Genomic DNA, 16,777 nt, shown 5'->3' with positions numbered 1-16,777 from the left:
CGCCATTTCCACACGCAAAAGCCGCTCCAAGGCGCGAGCGCGCCTGCTCGATTCGATCCACGCTCACGGCCACATGGCCTTCCCCTCGGCCCCTCGATTCGCGCCCCGGTCCCTCGCCCGCTTCGCCCTCCTCGGCTTCGCCGCGTGCTCCCCCACGCCGAAGTCCGATTCGCAAGCGAACGCCCCGCTCCTCGCGCCCGAGCCCGCCGCGGACGCCATGAAGCCCGCGGCCACGCAAAGCTCCTCGTTCGAGCGGGAAGCCCGCGGCACGAAGCTCCGCCTCGTCTTCCACGCCGATCCCCTCCCGAACCTCGTCTACCAGCTCGATTGCATGGCCGGCCGGCACCCTTGCTCCCGCGCCGCGTACGAGGCCCTCTGGCAGGACGATCTCGGCTGGGACGACACGGATCGCCGCACCCTCGAAGCCTTCCGCAAGATCCGCGAATCCTGGAACGGCCGCATCGAGCTCCGCTCCCCCGCCCCCGCCGCGCCCCTCCCCTTGCCCCACGCCGATCGCACCGTCGCCGCGCGCCTCTCCATCGCCGGCCTCGTCGCTCGCACGCCCGACGAGCACGTCCGTTACCTCGGCCTCGTCACCACACCCACCGACGCGCAGCGCGCCCAGACCCTCGTCGACCATTTCCGCCCTCGATTCGATCGATACTGGGAACGCGAGGGCCGCGCCCATTGCGAAGAATCCGCCGAGAAGCTCGCCGCCCTCTTCCAGCGCGAGGGACTCACGGGCCACGTCGAGGCGCTCGTCGGGTTTTACAAGGCCGACCTCCCCGAGGGCACCCCGCTCCATTTCCACCTCATGGCCCGCCCGGCCCACCGCTCGGTCGACACCGCCCGCCAGATCGGCGGCCATGCCGTCATCGAGATGCCCGCCGGCGCAAAACCCGAGGACCGCGCCCCCGTCGTCGTCCACGAAATGCTCCACCACCTGCACGCCGCCGCGACCGACGAGCGCCTCGCCGCCCTCTCCCGATCGTTCGTCGAGACGAACGACCCGCTCGCCCCGGCCTCGTATGCGGTCCTCGACGAAGCCCTCGCCACCGCGCTCGGCACCGCGAAGGCCATGGGGCGCCTCGATCCGCCGGGTTTGTCCAGAAAGCTCGAAGCGCCGATGGGCCTTTATGCCGAGCCCACGATCGACCGCGTCGCCAAGGCCGTGCTCCCCTTCCTCGACGCCCGCCTCGCCGAAGGAAAGAGCCTGCACGACCCCGGCTTCGCCCCCGGTTTCCTCGCCGCCGTCCACAAAGCCTTCCCCGACGGCCTGCCGCCCCTCGCGCACGCCCGGCCCCTCGTCGCCGTCGTCGCCCCCGGCTTATGGCCGGCCTTCCACGCCTTCGACGGCGCCGCGATGGCCTCCTCGCTCGGCGGCTCCACCGCCTCCGACGCCATGCGCGCCCCCGAAACCCTGAACCTCTTCGCCTCGCGCCCGCACTGGGGCGGCGCGTTTTTCGTGACACACGCCGAGGTTGCCGACCTCGCCCGCTTCGAGGGCACGATCGGCGCCGCCGCCGTCGCCGCCATCACCGCCGAGGCCCGGCGCACGCGCGCCTTCGTCTATTCGACGCAAAAAAGCCCCGGCGTGTATCGATTCGTCTTCGTCGCCGACGACCTGCCCTCGATGAACGACCTCGTCCGCGCCCTCGCGGCCCAGCGCGCGCCGTTCGAGGGCGCGCTGGAGGTCGTCGCGCGCCGCCCGGCCGCGCCTTGATGCGACGCGGAATCGTGTAACCCACAAAAAGGCGCCGCCCGCGCCGTCGCGAGGACGAACGCGGGCGGGTTTTCCGGGGCGCGAGGGGCTCGCGCCTCGGCCGTTCGGGTCTCAGGACCGCTTGCTGCTGCGGCGGCGCTTGGCCATGAAGGCGCCCACCATCGCGAGGAAGCCGCCCACGGCGCCCACGCCGCGCGCCGGCGCCTCGTCGCCCGGCACCGAGCAGCCGCAACCGCCGACGACGACCGGCTCATCGCCGCCGCCGCCACCAGCGCCCGTGGTGACCGTGGTGACGGCGGTGACGGAGCCACCCTCGCCACCCTCGCCACCCTCGCCACCCTCGCCACCCTCGCCACCCTCGCCGCCAGCGCCACCGGCGCTGATGCCGCCGCCGACGCCGCCCTCGCCGCCAGCGCCACCGGTGCCGCCGACGCCACCGGCACCACCGGCGCCACCAGCACCGCCCATGCCGCCGGTACCCATGCCGCCTTCACCGCCAGCGCCACCCGTTCCACCGGCGCCAGCCATTCCGCCAGCACCACCGGCGCCGCCCATGCCGCCAACACCGGTCGAGCTCGACGAGCTGGTCGTCCCGGCCGGCGGTTGCACGAGCACGTCCACCGTATCCGTCGCCGACGCTTGACCGTCATTCACGGCCACCTGGAACGTGAGCAGCGTCTCCGTCGCGACGTTTGGCGCGACGAAGTCCGTATGCGCGCTGTTCGCCGCGCCCAGCGTCACGCCCGGACCGACCTGCTGCGTCCAGCCGAACGTGAGCGGATCGTTATCGGGATCCGAGCTCCCGGACGCGTCGAGCATCACGGTATCGCCGCTCGCCACGATCTGATCCGGGCCGGCCATCGCGATCGGCGCCTGGTTCGGATCGTCGCAAGTGCCCTGATCCGACACGATGCTCCCGAACGGCGGGGCCGCGAGGCCGTTGACGGTCAGGCTCTCGATGAACCACCCCTGCGTCCCGACCGCCTCGTCCGTGCCGATGCGGAAGCGGATCTTGATGGTCTTGCCGGCGAACTGATTGCCGAGGTTGATGCTCGTCGTGACGTTCGCACCGTTCGTGAAACCCGTGCTCTGCCCCGTAAAGCCCTTCTGGCCTACGAGCGGGTTGCCGGCGTCCGCGGTGCCGATGGTGCCATTGTAGGTCGCGCCGAGGTTCGCGTACGTGTTGATGTTGACCCAGGTCTGGCCGCCGTCCTGGCTCAGCTCGATGATGCCGCCGTCCCAGTTCGTGGCCGGCGTCCCGCTCCGCTCGAACTGGTAGCGGTGCACGAGCGACATCGTCACGTTGCCATTGCCCACCACGAAGTCCGGCGACTCGTACCGCTCGTCGGAGATGCCCGCGGTCGCCTCGCCGTGGGCGAGCACGTTCGACGACGTGGCGAGCGGCCGGATCCGCGCCCACTTGTTGCTCGGGCCCGACGCGTTCTTCGCCGTCCACGTCTCGAGGTTGCTCTCCCAGAGCTCCTGCGTCGCCACGTTCGGGATGCTGTCGAAATGGGCCTTGCGCACGCTCGAATTGCTGATCGTCGGCGAGCAGGATCCGGGCGCGGCCACATCGACCTTGAGCTGCAGATCCGTGACTGCCGCGACCGAATCCGCGAGCGCGATTTGCAGCGTCGTCGTGTTCGAGGCGAGGATGTTCGTCGCCGGCAGCGCCACGGACGCGCCGTTCGGGAACGACACGTTCGGGTTCGTCGAGCTCACCGTGACCGTGCCGCCGACGAGCGGCCCCCAGCCCTGATTGCGCACCTCGACGGTGACCTTGCCGATCTCGCTGTTGTCGAGGACGCCGTCGTTGTCGCAGGACAGCACGCTGTCGTCGATGTTCACAGAGACAATCACCGGCTGCGGCGCCGCCTCGTAGCTCTCGGTCACGCCCACGTTGTCGGTGGAGTTGCGCGGCGGCGAGATCGCGCAGGAGCCGGCGCCGCGGATGGCGAAGCCGGTCGCGAGATCCTCGAAGTCCTCCACGTTCGCCGCGATCGCCGTCGCCAGGATGCCGTCGCGCTGCTCGGTGAACGTCGGGTTCGCCGGGGCGAGCTGCATGCCGCCGGTCAGGTAATTGGCCATCTTGCGCTTGGCCTGGTCGAACGTGTGCCGCGGCGTCGCCGAGTACGCGTCCTCGAGGAGCTTCGCATACCCCTCGAGCACCATCGTCGCCCAGATCTCGCCGGTGTTGTGCACCTCTTCGTTCTCGGCGGCGAGCGGCTGCGTGGGCATACCGGTCGGGAGCGCCTCGCCGGCCTGGATGTGCTTGAACGTGAGCGCGTTCTTCGTGAAGTCGGTCGTGTACGGGAAACGCCGGATCCCGAAATACGCGCTATCGCCGAACGTCGCGCCGCCGTACACCGCTGTCGCGTACACGCCATTCGGATCATCGCCCTCGCGAATGAGCATGTGGAGCGCCACGGTATCGCCCCAGCCCTCGCCCATGCCGCGGGCCTGGATCGAGCCCACCGCGACGAGGCGGTTGTGGATGTAGTGACCCCACTCATGCGCGGCCACGCCGTTGTCGATCGTGCCGTCGCGCTTCGTGTTGTCCGCGCGGGAGATCGTGGCCGTGATCGGGCTGCCGGCCGCGATGGCCGCCTTCAGCGCCGTGCCCACGTCCTTCGTGACGCCGAGCACGCCGATGCCGACGGTGATGGGCGGGGTCGATTCGCCCATGGGGCTCGGCGGCAGGCCGGGCGCCAGGTGGTTCGCGATGATCCCGCCCACCGCGCCCGCGGCCTCGATGTTCGACGCCTTCAGGTTGAAATCGCACGAGCCGCGATCCGCGATCACGATCTTCCCGGCGTAATTGCCCACGAGGGGCTGGCAGGCGTCATTGAACGTGCCGGGGGTCTGGTTCGTCGTGTCCGTGGAGTTGTCGACCGCGAGCGCGACCTCCGCCGTCGTGGTGAACGTCTGCAGACCGAAGCTCGCGACGCCGGTCGGATACGTCGCGCCGCCCGGGTTCACGGTCAGGCTCGCGTTCGGCGGGCCGCTCCAGACGAACATCTGCATTCGCGGCTGGCTGCCGTCGGACGGCGTGCTCATGTTCGCGTTGTCGAGCGAAGGCGTCGCGTTGTGGAAGCCGTCCTGCGCCTCGGCCAGGATCGCGTCGTTGCCGAGGCCGCCGCGGCCGTAGTTGTTCACCTGCGCATTGCCGGCCTGCTCGTTGAAGCCCGAGTCGTACCAGTAATCGTGCAGGTAGTTGTTCAGGAAGAAGAGCTGCGTGATCGCCGCCTTCACCTGATCCTGCGTGACGTCGGGGTTCTGCGCCGTATCGTAGACGCGATCGAAGACGCCCGGCGCCGTCACGTTGGCGCGATATTCACCGGAGGAGAGGCCCTGCGGATCCTCGTGATCGACGTACGCGTCGACGTTGTTGCCCGAGGTCTCCTCCGCGCCCACGGGCAGCCACGGATCGAACGTTCCTTGCGGATTCGTGTTGAAGCCGTCCATCGTGACCAGGGTCGGTGCGATGAATGCCGGCGCCGAGCCGTCGGGCGTGCCCGTCGGGTGGGGCGCGTAATCGGCCATCGGGCCCTCGGTCGGCGTGTACTTCGGCGCGCCGTCGGACCAGACGCGGTACTTGAACTCCGCGTCGCTCGTCCGAGCCGCGCGCATGAGCAACCGCCCGTCGTCCGCGGCGATCACGTACGCGTAGAGCTCGTCGTTGTGCAGGCCCTTCTGGCCGCCCCAGATCTCGACGTAATACCCCGACACCAGCTGATCCGGCATCGGGAAATAGACCTTCTTGATGCGCGCCGGGCGCGTCAACTCGACGTGCGCCGTCTCGGGCGAATCGACGAGGTCGTAGAAGGCATAACCGTGCTCGGGCTGCTTCTTGTCCTTGAATGCGCTCGCGGGCACCTTCGTCGCGAAGAAATCGTTGAACGCGCGGGAGACGGCCGTGGAGGCATCGAGCTTGAAGTTCTTGCCGCGCTTCATGCCCGGCGTCGCCGACGGGTGCAGGTTGCCGGCGATCGCCACGAGCTCGCGGCTCTGCGTCATCAGCACCTTCACGTCGTTCTGGAAGACCTCGATCCCGTCGACGTTCTGGCGGAACACCACGATGATGCCCCCGCCCGTCACGTCGTTCACCACCACGGGCACGGCCGCGTCGATCGCCTTCTTGCCGACGCCGTAGAGGTACGCGTAGTGCTCGAGGTAGAGCCGCGCCGACCCCGCGGGCGTCGCCGTCTGCGCGCCCGGCGCCTTCCAGCCGCCCTTCGGGGCCCAGAAAAACGTCGGCACGCCGCGCTTCTCGTCCACGCCCGTCACGCCGCCGACGCCGGTCTCGTGCAGGCTTTGCAGTGGGCTCACCGCGACGGCGGGGGCGTCGTCGTACGCATGGTAATTCGGCAGATCCATGTCACCCGCGCGCGCCGCGGAGCCGGCGAGCAGCGTGATGAGAGCCGTGGCATATCGAGCAGAGCGCTTCATGATTCCTCCACGCCAGAATCTTCGTGGTGATCCCGCAGGCAGACGCCGCGAGCGATGTATTGTTTCGATGATATCGGACAAGGATTGGGCGCTCGTCGCGCCGCGTACACCCCCTGTACCCCGATCCCGCACGGAAGGGAAGCCGTTCCAGGCTCGCCCGAACGCGTGTCCCGCCCCGCCGTTTCCGTGCTCGCGCGTGTGGATCCCCGGTGACGCTAGCGCCCGAGGACGAGCGCCCCGATCACCGCCGCGATCAGCGCCGCGGCGAGCAGCACGGTCCGAAAGAGCCCCGTGTTCCGTGCGGCTTGTCGCACCTCGAACGCCTCGTCCTTCCCGTCCACGAAAGACTCCCCCACGACGAACGTGACAATCTGGTCACCGCGGTGGTCCCCGACGCTCCGTGAACGATAGGGATCGGCCGTTACCTCCGCGGGAATGGGCACGGCCTCGGCGCCGAGGCGCACGGCGCCAAACCCGGCGAGCCGCAGCTCGGCCCCGGTCACCGTCCCTCGGGGCACCATGACCGTCCGCTCGCCGTCGAGCACCGGCACTTTCACGCGCCCCCCGCGCCGCGCGGTCTCCGCGTCGATCCGCACCTCGACGAACAGATCCACGCCCTCGCGACGCAGGCGCGGGTGCGGCGCCACGATCACCTCGATCATCAAATCTCCGGGCCGCCCGACGCCGAGCGACGCCTCGTCCCCCTGCCCCGCGAGCCTGAGGATCTGCCCGTCGTCGATCCCCGCCGGCACCTTCACCGTCAGCGTTCGTTCCTGCAAAACCCGCTGTTTGCCCAGACATACGGGACACGAAACGCCGGGCAGAGCGCTCTGAAAAACGCCGCTCCCTTTGCAGGCCGCGCAGCGCGCCTCGAACGTCGCCTTGATCACCTTGCTCGCGCCCGAGGCCGCCTCCTCCAGCGACACGAGCATCGGAATGCGACGATCCTGCCCTGAATCCACCGCCGGGCGGCGGAAGAAATCATCGAAGATCGCCTGGAATTGATCCTCGAGCGGCCCGAAGCCCTCGAGACCTCCCTTTTTTGCCGTCCTCCGCCCCCATATCGGCTCACGACGCCTTTGCGCAGCTCACGCCGGGCGGCTTCGCTGCTGGATGCATTCGCGCAGCGCGGCCTCGAAGTCCGCGCGGGTATGGTGCACGCGCACGCCCGACATCACCACGCTCGCCGCCTGGATGCCGAGCGCCACGAGCTTCGACCGCACGAGGAAATGGGCCCCCTCGTTCCCTTTCCCCATGTCGCGCGCCATCTCGGTCAGCCGCGCGCGGGCCCGCGCGTCGTAGTCGGTCATCTCCTCCCAGTCGTGAAAGCCCATGACGCGCCCCTCCTCGGCGGCGACCCTGCGCGCCACCGCCTCGATCAACGTCGCGCACTGATCGTCGAGGTAACCCGTCACCCGCGTCACCAGCACCCGCCGTGCGGGCCGCCACACCCGCATCGTCGCTCGCGCCGTCGTCGTGGTTTCGGCCTTGTCGACCGGGAGAAGCTCCATCCCGAACGACTACCGCGCGGGGCAGAACGCGTCAATTCCGTCGAAACGCCCTCCACGGTCGGAATCCTGCCGCTCCAGAAACGCTTGTCATTTTGGCAGCGCGCCGCCGCGTCTCGCGCCGGATTGTCGCGATCCTGACGCACCGGACGTGTGTTCTCTCTGCAAAACGCGCTCGTCCCGGCCTGGCATCGAACTTGATATCCCCCCGCTCCATGTCGTCCGAGCCTTACCGCACCCCCTCGTGCCCCACTTGCGCTGGTCCTCACGTCGAGCAAGCACACATCTGCGCGCTTTGCGAAGAGCCGTTCGTCCCCAGCGGCGCGGGCGCCGAAGCCTGCGACCCTTGCCTCCGCAAAGCTTGCCGCGTCGTCGCGCGCGCGAGCGCCGAAAAACCCGCCCCGCGACGCGCGACGGCGGTCCTGCGCTGGCTGCCCGTCGCGCTCGCCGTCCTCTCCGTGGGCATTCTGTCGTTCAATACGCTCGTCGTCGTCGAAACGAGCCAGCACCTCGCCATGCTCGGGTCGTTCCTCGCCGAACAGCACCGCGCGAAGTCCAGGGGCAAACCCAAGACGCACGCGCCGCCCAAGCAAACCGCCGCGCTCCCCGCCCCGCCCCCGCCGCGCGAAGAGACCTCCTTCGACGACACGAACGTCCCGGCCCTCCCGAGCGTGCTCGCCGCGCTCCGCCCCGAGGTCCACGATCCGGACGCCTTGGTCGCGCGGGTCCAGAAGCTCCGCGAGGCGGGCCTCGACATCTTCCTCGTCCGGACGAACCTCGGCAAGAACGTCTTCGACGGCGGCAACGACCTCCGCACGCGCATCAGCCCCGTCCAGCAGGGCGGAAAGACCGTCGGTGTGCGCTACTCGCGCCTCGGCCCCGACGCGATCGAATCCCTCGCGGGCGTCCAGCCGGGCGACGTCCTCGTCTCCATCAATGGATTCGGCATCGATAACCCCGACCGCGCGCTGAGCGGCTACGCGTCCTCCCGCGAAAAGGGCGGCGCCGTCTTCGAGCTCTTCCGCAATGGCCGCCGCGTCGTCCTCGACGTCCGCTGGCCCAAGTGATCCGCGCCGCCGGGGACGGTCACGAAAGCCTGGAGTCGCCCTCCGGGTTTTGGTAGACGTTCTCCATGGCGATCTTCCGAACCTCGTCGATCGCGCCCCTTTTGCTGCTGGCGCTCGCCTGCGGCTGCGGCGGCGCGGGCGCCCAGACGAACCCCGAAACCCCGACCGAGGCCCCCACCGCCGAGGCCACGTCCTCCACGCCCCCTGCGCCGTCGCCCACGGACGAGGCCCCGAAGCCGCCTCCGCCCGAGGAGGCGAAGGCCGAACCTACCCCGGACAAACCCGCCCCGGCGGAGCTCGCGGAGGCCCCGAAGGCGCCGTCGATCACGTGCCAGCCCAAGGCCGGCGCGGCTGCGGGCCCGAAAAAGAAGCTCGAGATCAGCGTGGATCGAGCACGCGTCGACCTCGAAGGCCACAAGCTCGAGGTCAAGCTCACGCATGCGGCTTGCAAGGTCGAGCTCCAGGTCATCGGCGAATCCGGCAAGATCCTCGCGAACGCGGCGAAGGCGTTTGACGGCGCGGCGCCGGGCACGGTGCTCGCGATCGACTGGAGCCCGATCCGTGCCGAAACGGTGTCGCGCATCGAGGTCTGGGGTCACGACACCGAGGGCAACTACGTCGGCGTGGCGATCACGCCGTGGAACGTGAAGATCGACCACGAGGAGGTCAACTTCGAGACCGACTCGGACAAGATCCGCGACTCCGAGGTGCCGAAGCTCGAAGCGAGCCTCGACAAGGTCAAGGCCGCGCTCACGAAACACCAGGATTTGAAGGGCATTTCGCTCTTCATCGCGGGCCACACCGACACGGTGGGCAGCCCCGAGCACAACCTCACGCTCTCGCGCAAGCGCGCGCGCGCGATCGCCGCCTGGTTCCGCGGCCGCGGCCTGAAGATCCCGGTCGCGTGGGAAGGGTTCGGCGAGCACAGCCCGATCGTCAAGACGGGGGACGAGGTCGCCGAGGCGAAGAACCGCCGCGTCGATTACATCCTCGCCCTCGACCCGCCGCGCTTGCCGCAAGGCGCGGTCACGTTCGGGTGGAAGGCGCTTTAGAGAACCCGAGAATCAGCTCACCGCCTCGATCTCCACGCCCCACATCTCGCTGCCGTCTCCATCGTGCAGCGACGCGCGGAGCTGCCCGCTTTTCCCGTCGATCGCGAGCACCCCGAACGACTGTTTTCCCCCGGCAGGCCCGACCGGCGGATCCCCCTGCTTTCGATTCTGAAATTTTACCTCGGGCCCGAACGTCTCGTCGAGCGGCGCTGGCCCGAACGTGCCTGCGTGCAACGGCCCGGCGACGAGCTCCCAGAACGGATCGAACTTCGCGAACTTCGCCCGCGAAGGATCATAATGGTGCGCCGCTGCGTAATGCACGTCCGCCGTGATCCACAGGACGTTCCGGATACGTTTCTCCTGTAGAAACGACAGAATCGAAGCAATCTCCAGCTCCCGCCCGAGCGGCGGCCCCTCCCCGTTCGCGAACCCTTCCTGCGCCGTGGGTCCATCCGGAATCACGAGCCCGATCGGCTGATCGCAGGCGATGATCTTCCACGTCGCCACGGACCGCGCGAGCGCCTCCTTCAGCCACGCGATCTGCTCTTGCCCGAGGATGACGGCGGGCTCCTTCTCCTCGCGATTCGGTCCATTCGATCCCCGAAAGGTCCGCGCATCGAGCACGAAAACATCCACGCGCGGCCCGTACGACAGCACCCGATGAACCGGCCCTTGCCGCATCGGCGCATACTCGAACATGGCCTGCTTCGCGAACGCCGCGAGCACCGACGCCCGCCGCTCCTTGTACCGCGGATCCGAAAGGACCTGCCCCGGGAACCAGTTGTTGCGCACCTCGTGATCGTCCCATTGCACGATGGTCGGCACGGCCGCGTGCAGCCGCCGCACGTGCTCGTCGAGGAAGTTGTACGCGAAATTCCCCCGGAACTCCTCCAGCGTCTCGGCCACCTTCGACTTCGCCGGTGTCACGAGGTTTTTCCAGACGGACCCATCGTCCAGCTTGATCTCCTCCGGCAAGGGATTGTCCGCGTAGATCCTGTCCCCCGAATGAATGAACAGATCCGGCGCGAGCCGCGCGATCGACGCGTACGTCTTCATCCCGCCGCGATCCACGTCGATCCCGAACCCTTGCCCCGCCGTATCCCCCGACCAAACGATCTTCACATCCTCCCCCGGCCCTGGCGGCGCGCGGAGCGACCCCACGGCGGGCTCGCTCCGCGCGTGCCCCGCGTCGTCCGCCTCGAAGACCACGCGGTAATGGATCCGTTTCCCGGCCGGCAACCCCGTGAGCTCCACGCGCGCCGTGAAATCGTTCTCCGCCGTGGCCACGGGCCCTTCGAGCTTCCTCGCATCGCTGAGCCGCTCGTCGGTCCCCCATTCCACGAAAAGCCGCGCCGGCCGATCCGTCTTGCTCCAGAGCACGACGCCCGAGGCCGTGGGATCGCCGGTCTGCACGCCAAACGGAATCGTCGGCCGCGCGGCCTCGGGCGTCACCACGCCGGGCGAGCCACACTGCCCGGCGCAGGAGGGAAGCGCGAGGGCGGAGAGGGAGCCGAGAAGGAAATGGCGTCGGGGGAGGAGGAGCGTGCGAGGAGGGATCGGCATGGTGTGTTCGCGAGGATAACCGAGGCGGGAGCACATGCTAACATCCGAACATGGGTAGCGCGGCGCGAAACCTCGAAGCTCTCCCCCTCGCGCTCGCCCTGTGCGCCGCCTGCGCGGAGCCTCCGCGCCCCGACGAGAACCGAACGGCCACAACCGCAACCGCATCCGCAACCGCATCCGCATCCGCATCCGCTTCCGCTCCCGCAACCGCATCCGCCACCCTTCCCGCCTCCGCCCCCGCCCTCCCCACCTTCCCCCCCGACGCCGAAGCCCGCCTCGACGCAGCCATCCGCGGCGCCATTGATCGCGGCGAAGTCCCGGGCGCCGTTCTCCTCGTCGTCAAAGCGCGCCACGTCGTCCTCCACAAAGCCTACGGCCTCCGCGCGAAAGAACCTTCCCCCTCGCCGATGGCCCCGGATACCGTCTTCGACCTCGCCAGCCTCACCAAGCCCATTGCCACGGCGAGCTCCATCCTCCTCCTCGCCGAGCGAAAATCCCTGCGCCTCGACGACCCCGCGCAGAAATGGCTCCCCGATTTCACCGGCGACGATCGCGAACGCATCACCATCCGCCACCTCCTGCTCCACACCTCCGGCCTCCCCGCCGGCGACGCGATCACCTCGTACGCCGACGGCGAAGCCCGCGCCCTCGCCCGCATCCAGAAAACCAAGCTCCTCCACCCTCCCGGCGAGGTCTACGTCTACAGCGACCTCGGCTATATCCTCCTCGCCGAAATCGTCCGTCGCGCTTCGGGCGAGCCCCTCGACGAGTTCGCCCGGAAAAACCTCTTCGAGCCCCTCGGCATGAAGGACACCACCTTCCGCCCCGAACCTCGGCTCGGCGCGCGTGCCGCGCCCACCGAGCGCGTCGCGGACAAACTGCTCCTCGGCGAGGTCCACGACCCGCGCGCCCGCGCCCTCGGCGGCGTGGCCGGGCATGCGGGGCTCTTCTCCACCGCCGACGACCTCGGCCGGTTCGTCCGGATGCTCCTCGGCGGCGGCGAATTCGACGGACGCCGGATCCTCGCGGAGACCTCGGTCCGCGCCATGACCGAGCTCGAGCCTTTGCCGCTCCCCGAAGGCAGCCCTGACAAACCTTCCTCCCGCAGCCTCGCCCTCGGCTCGCTCTTCGGCGGGGTCGGGCATACCGGCTTCACGGGCACGGCCTTCTGGCTCGACGTCCGCCGCGGCGACGCCGTCGTCCTGCTCGCGAGCCGCCTCCATCCGGACGGCAAAGGCGACGCCACGCGCCTGCGCCGCGACGTCGCGAATGCCGCGGCCGTGATCCCCCAAAGCCCGCCCGTCGCCCGCGTCCGCGTCGGCATCGATGTCCTCGAAGCGCGCGGCGCAGGTGTCCTCGCCGGGCGCAAGATCGGCCTCATCACGAATCACACGGGCAAGGACGCGCGCGGCGAGCGCACGATCGACGTCCTCGCCGCCTCGAAATCGTTCGAGCTCAAAGCCATCTTCAGCCCCGAGCACGGCCTCGGCGCCGACAAGGATGCCCTCGTCCCCGGCGGAAAAGACGCCCGCACGGGATTGCCCATCCATAGCCTCTACGGCACCGATCGCCGCCCCACGGACGCCATGCTCGCCGGCATCGACACCCTCGTCTTCGACGTGCAGGACGCGGGGACCCGGTTTTACACGTACATCAGCACGATGGGGTATGCGCTCGAAGAGGCCGCGAAACGCCGCATCCGCTTCGTCGTGCTCGATCGGCCGAATCCGCTCGGCGGAATCGTCGTGGAGGGCCCGCTCGTCGATCCCGGCCGCGCGTCGTTCGTCGCGTACCATTCGATTCCCGTGCGTCACGGCATGACCGTCGGCGAGCTCGCGCGGCTCTTCGACGGCGAAAAGAAGCTCGGCGCCGATCTCCACGTCGTGCCCCTCGAAGGCTGGGATCGTTCCTTCCGCTTCGACAAGACTGGCCTCCCTTGGATCCACCCCTCGCCCAATCTGCGCAGCGTCACCGAGGCCCTGCTCTATCCCGGCGTGGGCCTGCTCGAATTGACGAACGTCAGCGTCGGGCGCGGCACCGAAAAGCCCTTCGAGCGCGTGGGCGCGCCCTTCCTCTCCGGCCCGCGCCTCGCCGCCGAGCTCTCGCGCTTCGGCCTCCCCGGCGTGCGATTCTCGCCCGTCCGCTTCACCCCCACGTCGAGCACCCACGCCGGCGTGCCGTGCGAAGGCGTCGCCCTCGACGTCACCGATCCCGCGAAGATCGAGCCCGTCCGCGTGGGCCTCGCGATTGCGATCGCTTTGCGCAGGCTTTCTCCCGAGGAATGGAAACCTTCCGGCGTCCTCACCCTGCTCGGCAGCGCCCGCGTCCACGAGGCGCTCGTCCGCGGCGACAACCTCCCGAAGCTCGTCGCGCTCTACGAGCAGGATCTCAAGGCTTTTTCGGAGCGCCGCAAGCCCCACCTGCTCTACCCCGAGTTCGACAAGGACAATCGGTAGGACATTTTTCGTCCTCGAAACGGCCCGGACATTGTTCATCACGGCATAAGATGAAAAACCGTGACGGACGGAGGTTCCGTGTTATCATCTGGAAACGACACGGACGGCGCGCGACGGTGATGGCCGAGAGCGCCTCCGCGGCCCAGGAGGATCCGATGGACAAGGTCTCGCTGACGTACTTCGTCGATTTCGTTCTGAAATCTGGGACGCCCAAGCTCACCGGCGTGCGCGAGTACAAGGAGCGCAAGGACGAGCTCAGCACGGACTTTTATCGTCCGATCCGGGAAGCCATCGTCGAGATGCACAAGAACGGCCTGCCGGCCTCCACGCTTTCGGACGTCGCGCGCGCGCAGGACGACGAGAAGCGGCAGAAGCATTATCCGCTCGTGGTCGCCGGATATCGCGCGTTCCTCGCCGAGGGCCCGATGAATTTCTTCGAGCCCGCGCGCGCGGGCCTCTCGCTCGGCGCGCTCGAGATCGACGTGAACCCCGAGCTCGGGCTCGTCATCTCGGGCAAACCGCACCTGATCAAGCTCTATTTCCGCAGCGAGCCGCTCACGCCGCGCCGCACCGCGGTGATCCTCGCGCTTCTTTCACGAGGTCTCTGCGAGGGCCATCCCGAATACGTGCCCGCCGTGCTCGACGTGCGCAATGGCAAGCTGCACACCTCCGCGAACACGAGCTCGCGCATCGACATTCTGCTGCGGGGCGAAGCTGCGGCGTTCGCCGCGATGTACGGATCGGTTTGACCCTCTAGCGAGCTCCGTCCGCGCGTCGTACCCATATCGGTCCCTGCGGACGGAGCTCGATCTCGCCCTTTTTCACGCGCAGCACGAGCGCCCCGTCCGGCAGCGCCTCGCCTTTCTCGGGGGTCGCGGGGATCGGCCGCATTGGAATCTTTCCCGTCTCCCAGAGGACATAGGTCCACGGTAGCTCGGCCGACGAGAAGACCGCGCTCTTCTCCGCACGGATCATCGCCGCGTTGCAACGCTGCTCGGGCTCGACGCCCCACTTCTCCGACGGCGCGATCGCCTGGTTTTCCCCCGCGAACACGACCCCGACGCCGGCGAGCTTCTCGTCGAACGTTTCCGGCCGGAGCCGGCTCGGATCCGCAAGCAGGGCATCACAATCGAGCGGGGCCTTCGGGCGTCGTAGCATCACGTGCATCTCCGGCTCCTCGGAAGGCACGTGCACGAACACATCCGCGAGGACCATGCCCCGCGGACCCGTCAGCCGCACCTGATGGAGCCGCGCCACCGACGTCGCCATGCAGAACACGAGCCCCACGGCGGCCGCCAAGAGCTCGATCGGCCGCAGAGGACGCCGCGGGTTGTCCGCTCGAACCTCCCGCATCGAAGGCGTGAGCACCCGGTAGCCGATCGCCACGAAAGGAAGCGCGAAGAGATCCGTCGGATCGGCCCAGGTTTGGAAAGGCAAACCGAGCGCGCCGAGCGCCGCGTCCCACGCCGCGGCGAGGCCTCCCGAGAGCTCGAGCGCCGCGAACACCACGGCCACGGCCACGTGACAGCCGATCACGGCGCGCCGCCTTCGCGCGCGGACGAGCGTCGCGAGCAGCGCGGGCGCGAGGAACAGCCCTGCCGCGTCGCTCAACTTGCCCGTCACGAGCCCGGGGACGAGGCTGCTGCCCTTCAAAACGTGATCGTTCACCGCGAGCACGGCGAGCGCGACCCACCACGCGGGATGCGCGAGCGCGCGCGCTGGGCGCCACGGGGCCTCGTCGATTCGAGCTTCATGCGTTTTCATTCGCCCGACGAGATTACGCTCGATCACGACGCCCGAGAACCATCCATCTGCGCACCTCGACACGCGCGCCAACTCTCTGCGACAATACCCACCCTCATGCGACGCGCGACCTCCTCCCCTCGCCTCCTCGGCCCCGCGGCCCTCCTGCTTCTCGCGGCTTGCAGCAAAGACCCGGCGCCCCCCGCGCCCGCCGTCGCGAGCGCCACGCCCGTCGCCGCGCCCGCCCCGAGCGAAGCCGCGCCCGCGCCCGCGCCGGAGACGACCGCGGCGGCCGCGTCCGAAAAGCCCAAGAACATCGTCCGCTCGTCGCGCCCCACGCCCATCGAATGGTGCCAGGCGCCAATCGCGAAGCTCGGCTGGGAGGGCCACGACGAAGGGGATCTCGTCGAGGCGTGCAAGATGATCGAGGTCCGCGAGTGGGTGATGATCGGCTGCCCGCAGAATGGCCGGCGCGAAAACAACAAGCACCTCGGCCGGTACGATCGCGCGCTCCCCGGCGGTGGCAGCATGGCGACCGACGACGAGGTTTCCGCCGCGGATCTTGAATCGTCGGACGCCGTGGTCATCTCGCTCCGCCCGGGGACGAAGGCCAAGCCCGCCTTCACGTACCGGCCTTTCGAGCACCCCGAATGGATCAAAGACGAGACGTTCACCATCGAGCTGCCGGAGAGCGCGAGTGGCCTCGAAGATCGGCTCTTCAATGGCGGCGCGTGGCCCTCGTTCGAGGCGCGCGACACCTCGCGCTGCGAGGAAATGGCCGCCGCCGCGAAGGCGGAAGCCGCCGCGAAAGCCGAGGCCGCCGCGAAGGCGCAGGCCGAGGAGGACGCGAAGATCCTGCCCGACGTCGAGGGAATCTCCGCCGCGCCCGCGGACGAGGCGTTCGCTGCCGAAAAAGAGGTGCTCGTGACGGGCTCGGGCGCGGTCGGGTGCAAGACGAAGGTCCTGGAGAGCTGGTTCTGGATGCGTTGCGAGGGCAAGGTGAAGATCACCGGCCTCGACATCGAAAAGGGACGCAGACAAACCCAGACGAAAGCGAGCACCGAGGAAGGCGTGAGCAAGCTGCTCGTGCCTTACGTCGAGGGCACGGATCTCCGCGCGAAGATCACGTTCGAGGGCGGCGAGAAATTCCTGAAGCTCCGCTGGCCCAAGGGCAAACGGCCCTTCCAGGTCGGCACGATCGGCGAGACGCGCTGAG

Annotated in this window: 11 protein-coding genes; 6 read left to right on the top strand and 5 right to left on the bottom strand. The window is 68.9% G+C overall.

Annotated elements, in window-relative coordinates; genetic code table 11:
• Window positions 1-73: 73 nt before the first annotated feature.
• A complete protein-coding gene (locus tag KEG57_RS30265; protein ID WP_272421881.1) occupies window positions 74-1,723 on the top strand; it encodes a hypothetical protein in 1,650 nt (549 codons plus the stop codon).
• A gap of 111 nt (window positions 1,724-1,834) precedes the next feature.
• Here KEG57_RS30265 and KEG57_RS30260 read toward each other — a convergent pair whose 3' ends face one another.
• The 3 genes from KEG57_RS30260 to KEG57_RS30250 all read right to left on the bottom strand — a co-directional run bounded on the left by KEG57_RS30260 (window position 1,835) and on the right by KEG57_RS30250 (window position 7,683).
• Window positions 1,835-6,172: a M36 family metallopeptidase gene (locus tag KEG57_RS30260; protein WP_272421879.1), complete on the bottom strand. Its 4,338-nt coding sequence runs from the start codon at window positions 6,170-6,172 to the stop codon at window positions 1,835-1,837.
• 215 nt (window positions 6,173-6,387) lie between these two features.
• A complete protein-coding gene (locus KEG57_RS30255; protein ID WP_272421878.1) occupies window positions 6,388-7,104 on the bottom strand; it encodes a DnaJ C-terminal domain-containing protein in 717 nt (238 codons plus the stop codon).
• Between the two features lie 156 nt (window positions 7,105-7,260).
• Window positions 7,261-7,683 (bottom strand): hypothetical protein, encoded by a 423-nt coding sequence (locus KEG57_RS30250; RefSeq protein ID WP_272421877.1) that lies wholly within the window; start codon window positions 7,681-7,683, stop codon window positions 7,261-7,263.
• Between the two features lie 212 nt (window positions 7,684-7,895).
• On the opposite strand from KEG57_RS30250, the gene KEG57_RS30245 reads away from it, so the two are divergent.
• Both KEG57_RS30245 and KEG57_RS30240 read left to right on the top strand, forming a co-directional pair.
• Window positions 7,896-8,747, top strand: a complete 852-nt coding sequence (locus KEG57_RS30245) for a hypothetical protein (protein WP_272421875.1) — start codon at window positions 7,896-7,898, stop codon at window positions 8,745-8,747.
• A 65-nt stretch (window positions 8,748-8,812) separates the two neighbouring features.
• Window positions 8,813-9,799, top strand: coding sequence for an OmpA family protein (locus KEG57_RS30240; protein WP_272421873.1), 987 nt, complete (start codon window positions 8,813-8,815; stop codon window positions 9,797-9,799).
• 12 nt (window positions 9,800-9,811) lie between these two features.
• Here the strand turns inward: KEG57_RS30240 and KEG57_RS30235 are convergent, their stop codons facing one another.
• Window positions 9,812-11,362 (bottom strand): alkaline phosphatase D family protein, encoded by a 1,551-nt coding sequence (locus KEG57_RS30235; RefSeq protein ID WP_272421872.1) that lies wholly within the window; start codon window positions 11,360-11,362, stop codon window positions 9,812-9,814.
• Between the two features lie 50 nt (window positions 11,363-11,412).
• On the opposite strand from KEG57_RS30235, the gene KEG57_RS30230 reads away from it, so the two are divergent.
• Together KEG57_RS30230 and KEG57_RS30225 are read left to right on the top strand one after the other, a co-directional pair.
• Window positions 11,413-13,818 carry an exo-beta-N-acetylmuramidase NamZ domain-containing protein gene (locus KEG57_RS30230; protein WP_272421871.1) on the top strand — a complete coding sequence of 802 codons (2,406 nt, stop codon included), beginning with the start codon at window positions 11,413-11,415 and terminating at the stop codon, window positions 13,816-13,818.
• A gap of 119 nt (window positions 13,819-13,937) precedes the next feature.
• The gene (locus KEG57_RS30225) at window positions 13,938-14,567 is read left to right on the top strand and encodes a hypothetical protein (RefSeq protein ID WP_272421870.1); all 630 of its coding nucleotides are present in this window, start codon (window positions 13,938-13,940) and stop codon (window positions 14,565-14,567) included.
• 4 nt (window positions 14,568-14,571) lie between these two features.
• Here the strand turns inward: KEG57_RS30225 and KEG57_RS30220 are convergent, their stop codons facing one another.
• Window positions 14,572-15,582, bottom strand: a complete 1,011-nt coding sequence (locus tag KEG57_RS30220; protein ID WP_272421869.1) for a hypothetical protein — start codon at window positions 15,580-15,582, stop codon at window positions 14,572-14,574.
• A gap of 96 nt (window positions 15,583-15,678) precedes the next feature.
• Here KEG57_RS30220 and KEG57_RS30215 point away from each other — a divergent pair, with 96 nt between their 5' ends.
• On the top strand, window positions 15,679-16,776 hold the full coding sequence (locus KEG57_RS30215) for a hypothetical protein (protein ID WP_272421868.1): 1,098 nt from the start codon (window positions 15,679-15,681) through the stop codon (window positions 16,774-16,776).
• The last annotated feature ends 1 nt before the right edge of the window (window position 16,777 follow it).

The sequence above is a fragment of the Polyangium jinanense genome (assembly GCF_028435365.1).
The sequence above is the reverse complement of the archived record's forward strand: the minus strand, read 5'-3'. Positions and strand labels throughout refer to the sequence as shown.

What these genes read in the sequence shown, in the direction of transcription:
- KEG57_RS30230 (WP_272421871.1), top strand. Translation starts at nt 11,413, where the DNA reads ATGGGTAGCGCGGCGCGAAACCTCGAAGCTCTCCCCCTCGCGCTCGCC.
- KEG57_RS30250 (WP_272421877.1), bottom strand. Translation starts at nt 7,683, where the DNA reads ATGGAGCTTCTCCCGGTCGACAAGGCCGAAACCACGACGACGGCGCGA.
- KEG57_RS30220 (WP_272421869.1), bottom strand. Translation starts at nt 15,582, where the DNA reads ATGAAAACGCATGAAGCTCGAATCGACGAGGCCCCGTGGCGCCCAGCG.
- KEG57_RS30235 (WP_272421872.1), bottom strand. Translation starts at nt 11,362, where the DNA reads ATGCCGATCCCTCCTCGCACGCTCCTCCTCCCCCGACGCCATTTCCTT.
- KEG57_RS30245 (WP_272421875.1), top strand. Translation starts at nt 7,896, where the DNA reads ATGTCGTCCGAGCCTTACCGCACCCCCTCGTGCCCCACTTGCGCTGGT.
- KEG57_RS30225 (WP_272421870.1), top strand. Translation starts at nt 13,938, where the DNA reads ATGGCCGAGAGCGCCTCCGCGGCCCAGGAGGATCCGATGGACAAGGTC.
- KEG57_RS30260 (WP_272421879.1), bottom strand. Translation starts at nt 6,172, where the DNA reads ATGAAGCGCTCTGCTCGATATGCCACGGCTCTCATCACGCTGCTCGCC.
- KEG57_RS30265 (WP_272421881.1), top strand. Translation starts at nt 74, where the DNA reads ATGGCCTTCCCCTCGGCCCCTCGATTCGCGCCCCGGTCCCTCGCCCGC.
- KEG57_RS30215 (WP_272421868.1), top strand. Translation starts at nt 15,679, where the DNA reads ATGCGACGCGCGACCTCCTCCCCTCGCCTCCTCGGCCCCGCGGCCCTC.
- KEG57_RS30255 (WP_272421878.1), bottom strand. Translation starts at nt 7,104, where the DNA reads ATGCTCGTGTCGCTGGAGGAGGCGGCCTCGGGCGCGAGCAAGGTGATC.
- KEG57_RS30240 (WP_272421873.1), top strand. Translation starts at nt 8,813, where the DNA reads ATGGCGATCTTCCGAACCTCGTCGATCGCGCCCCTTTTGCTGCTGGCG.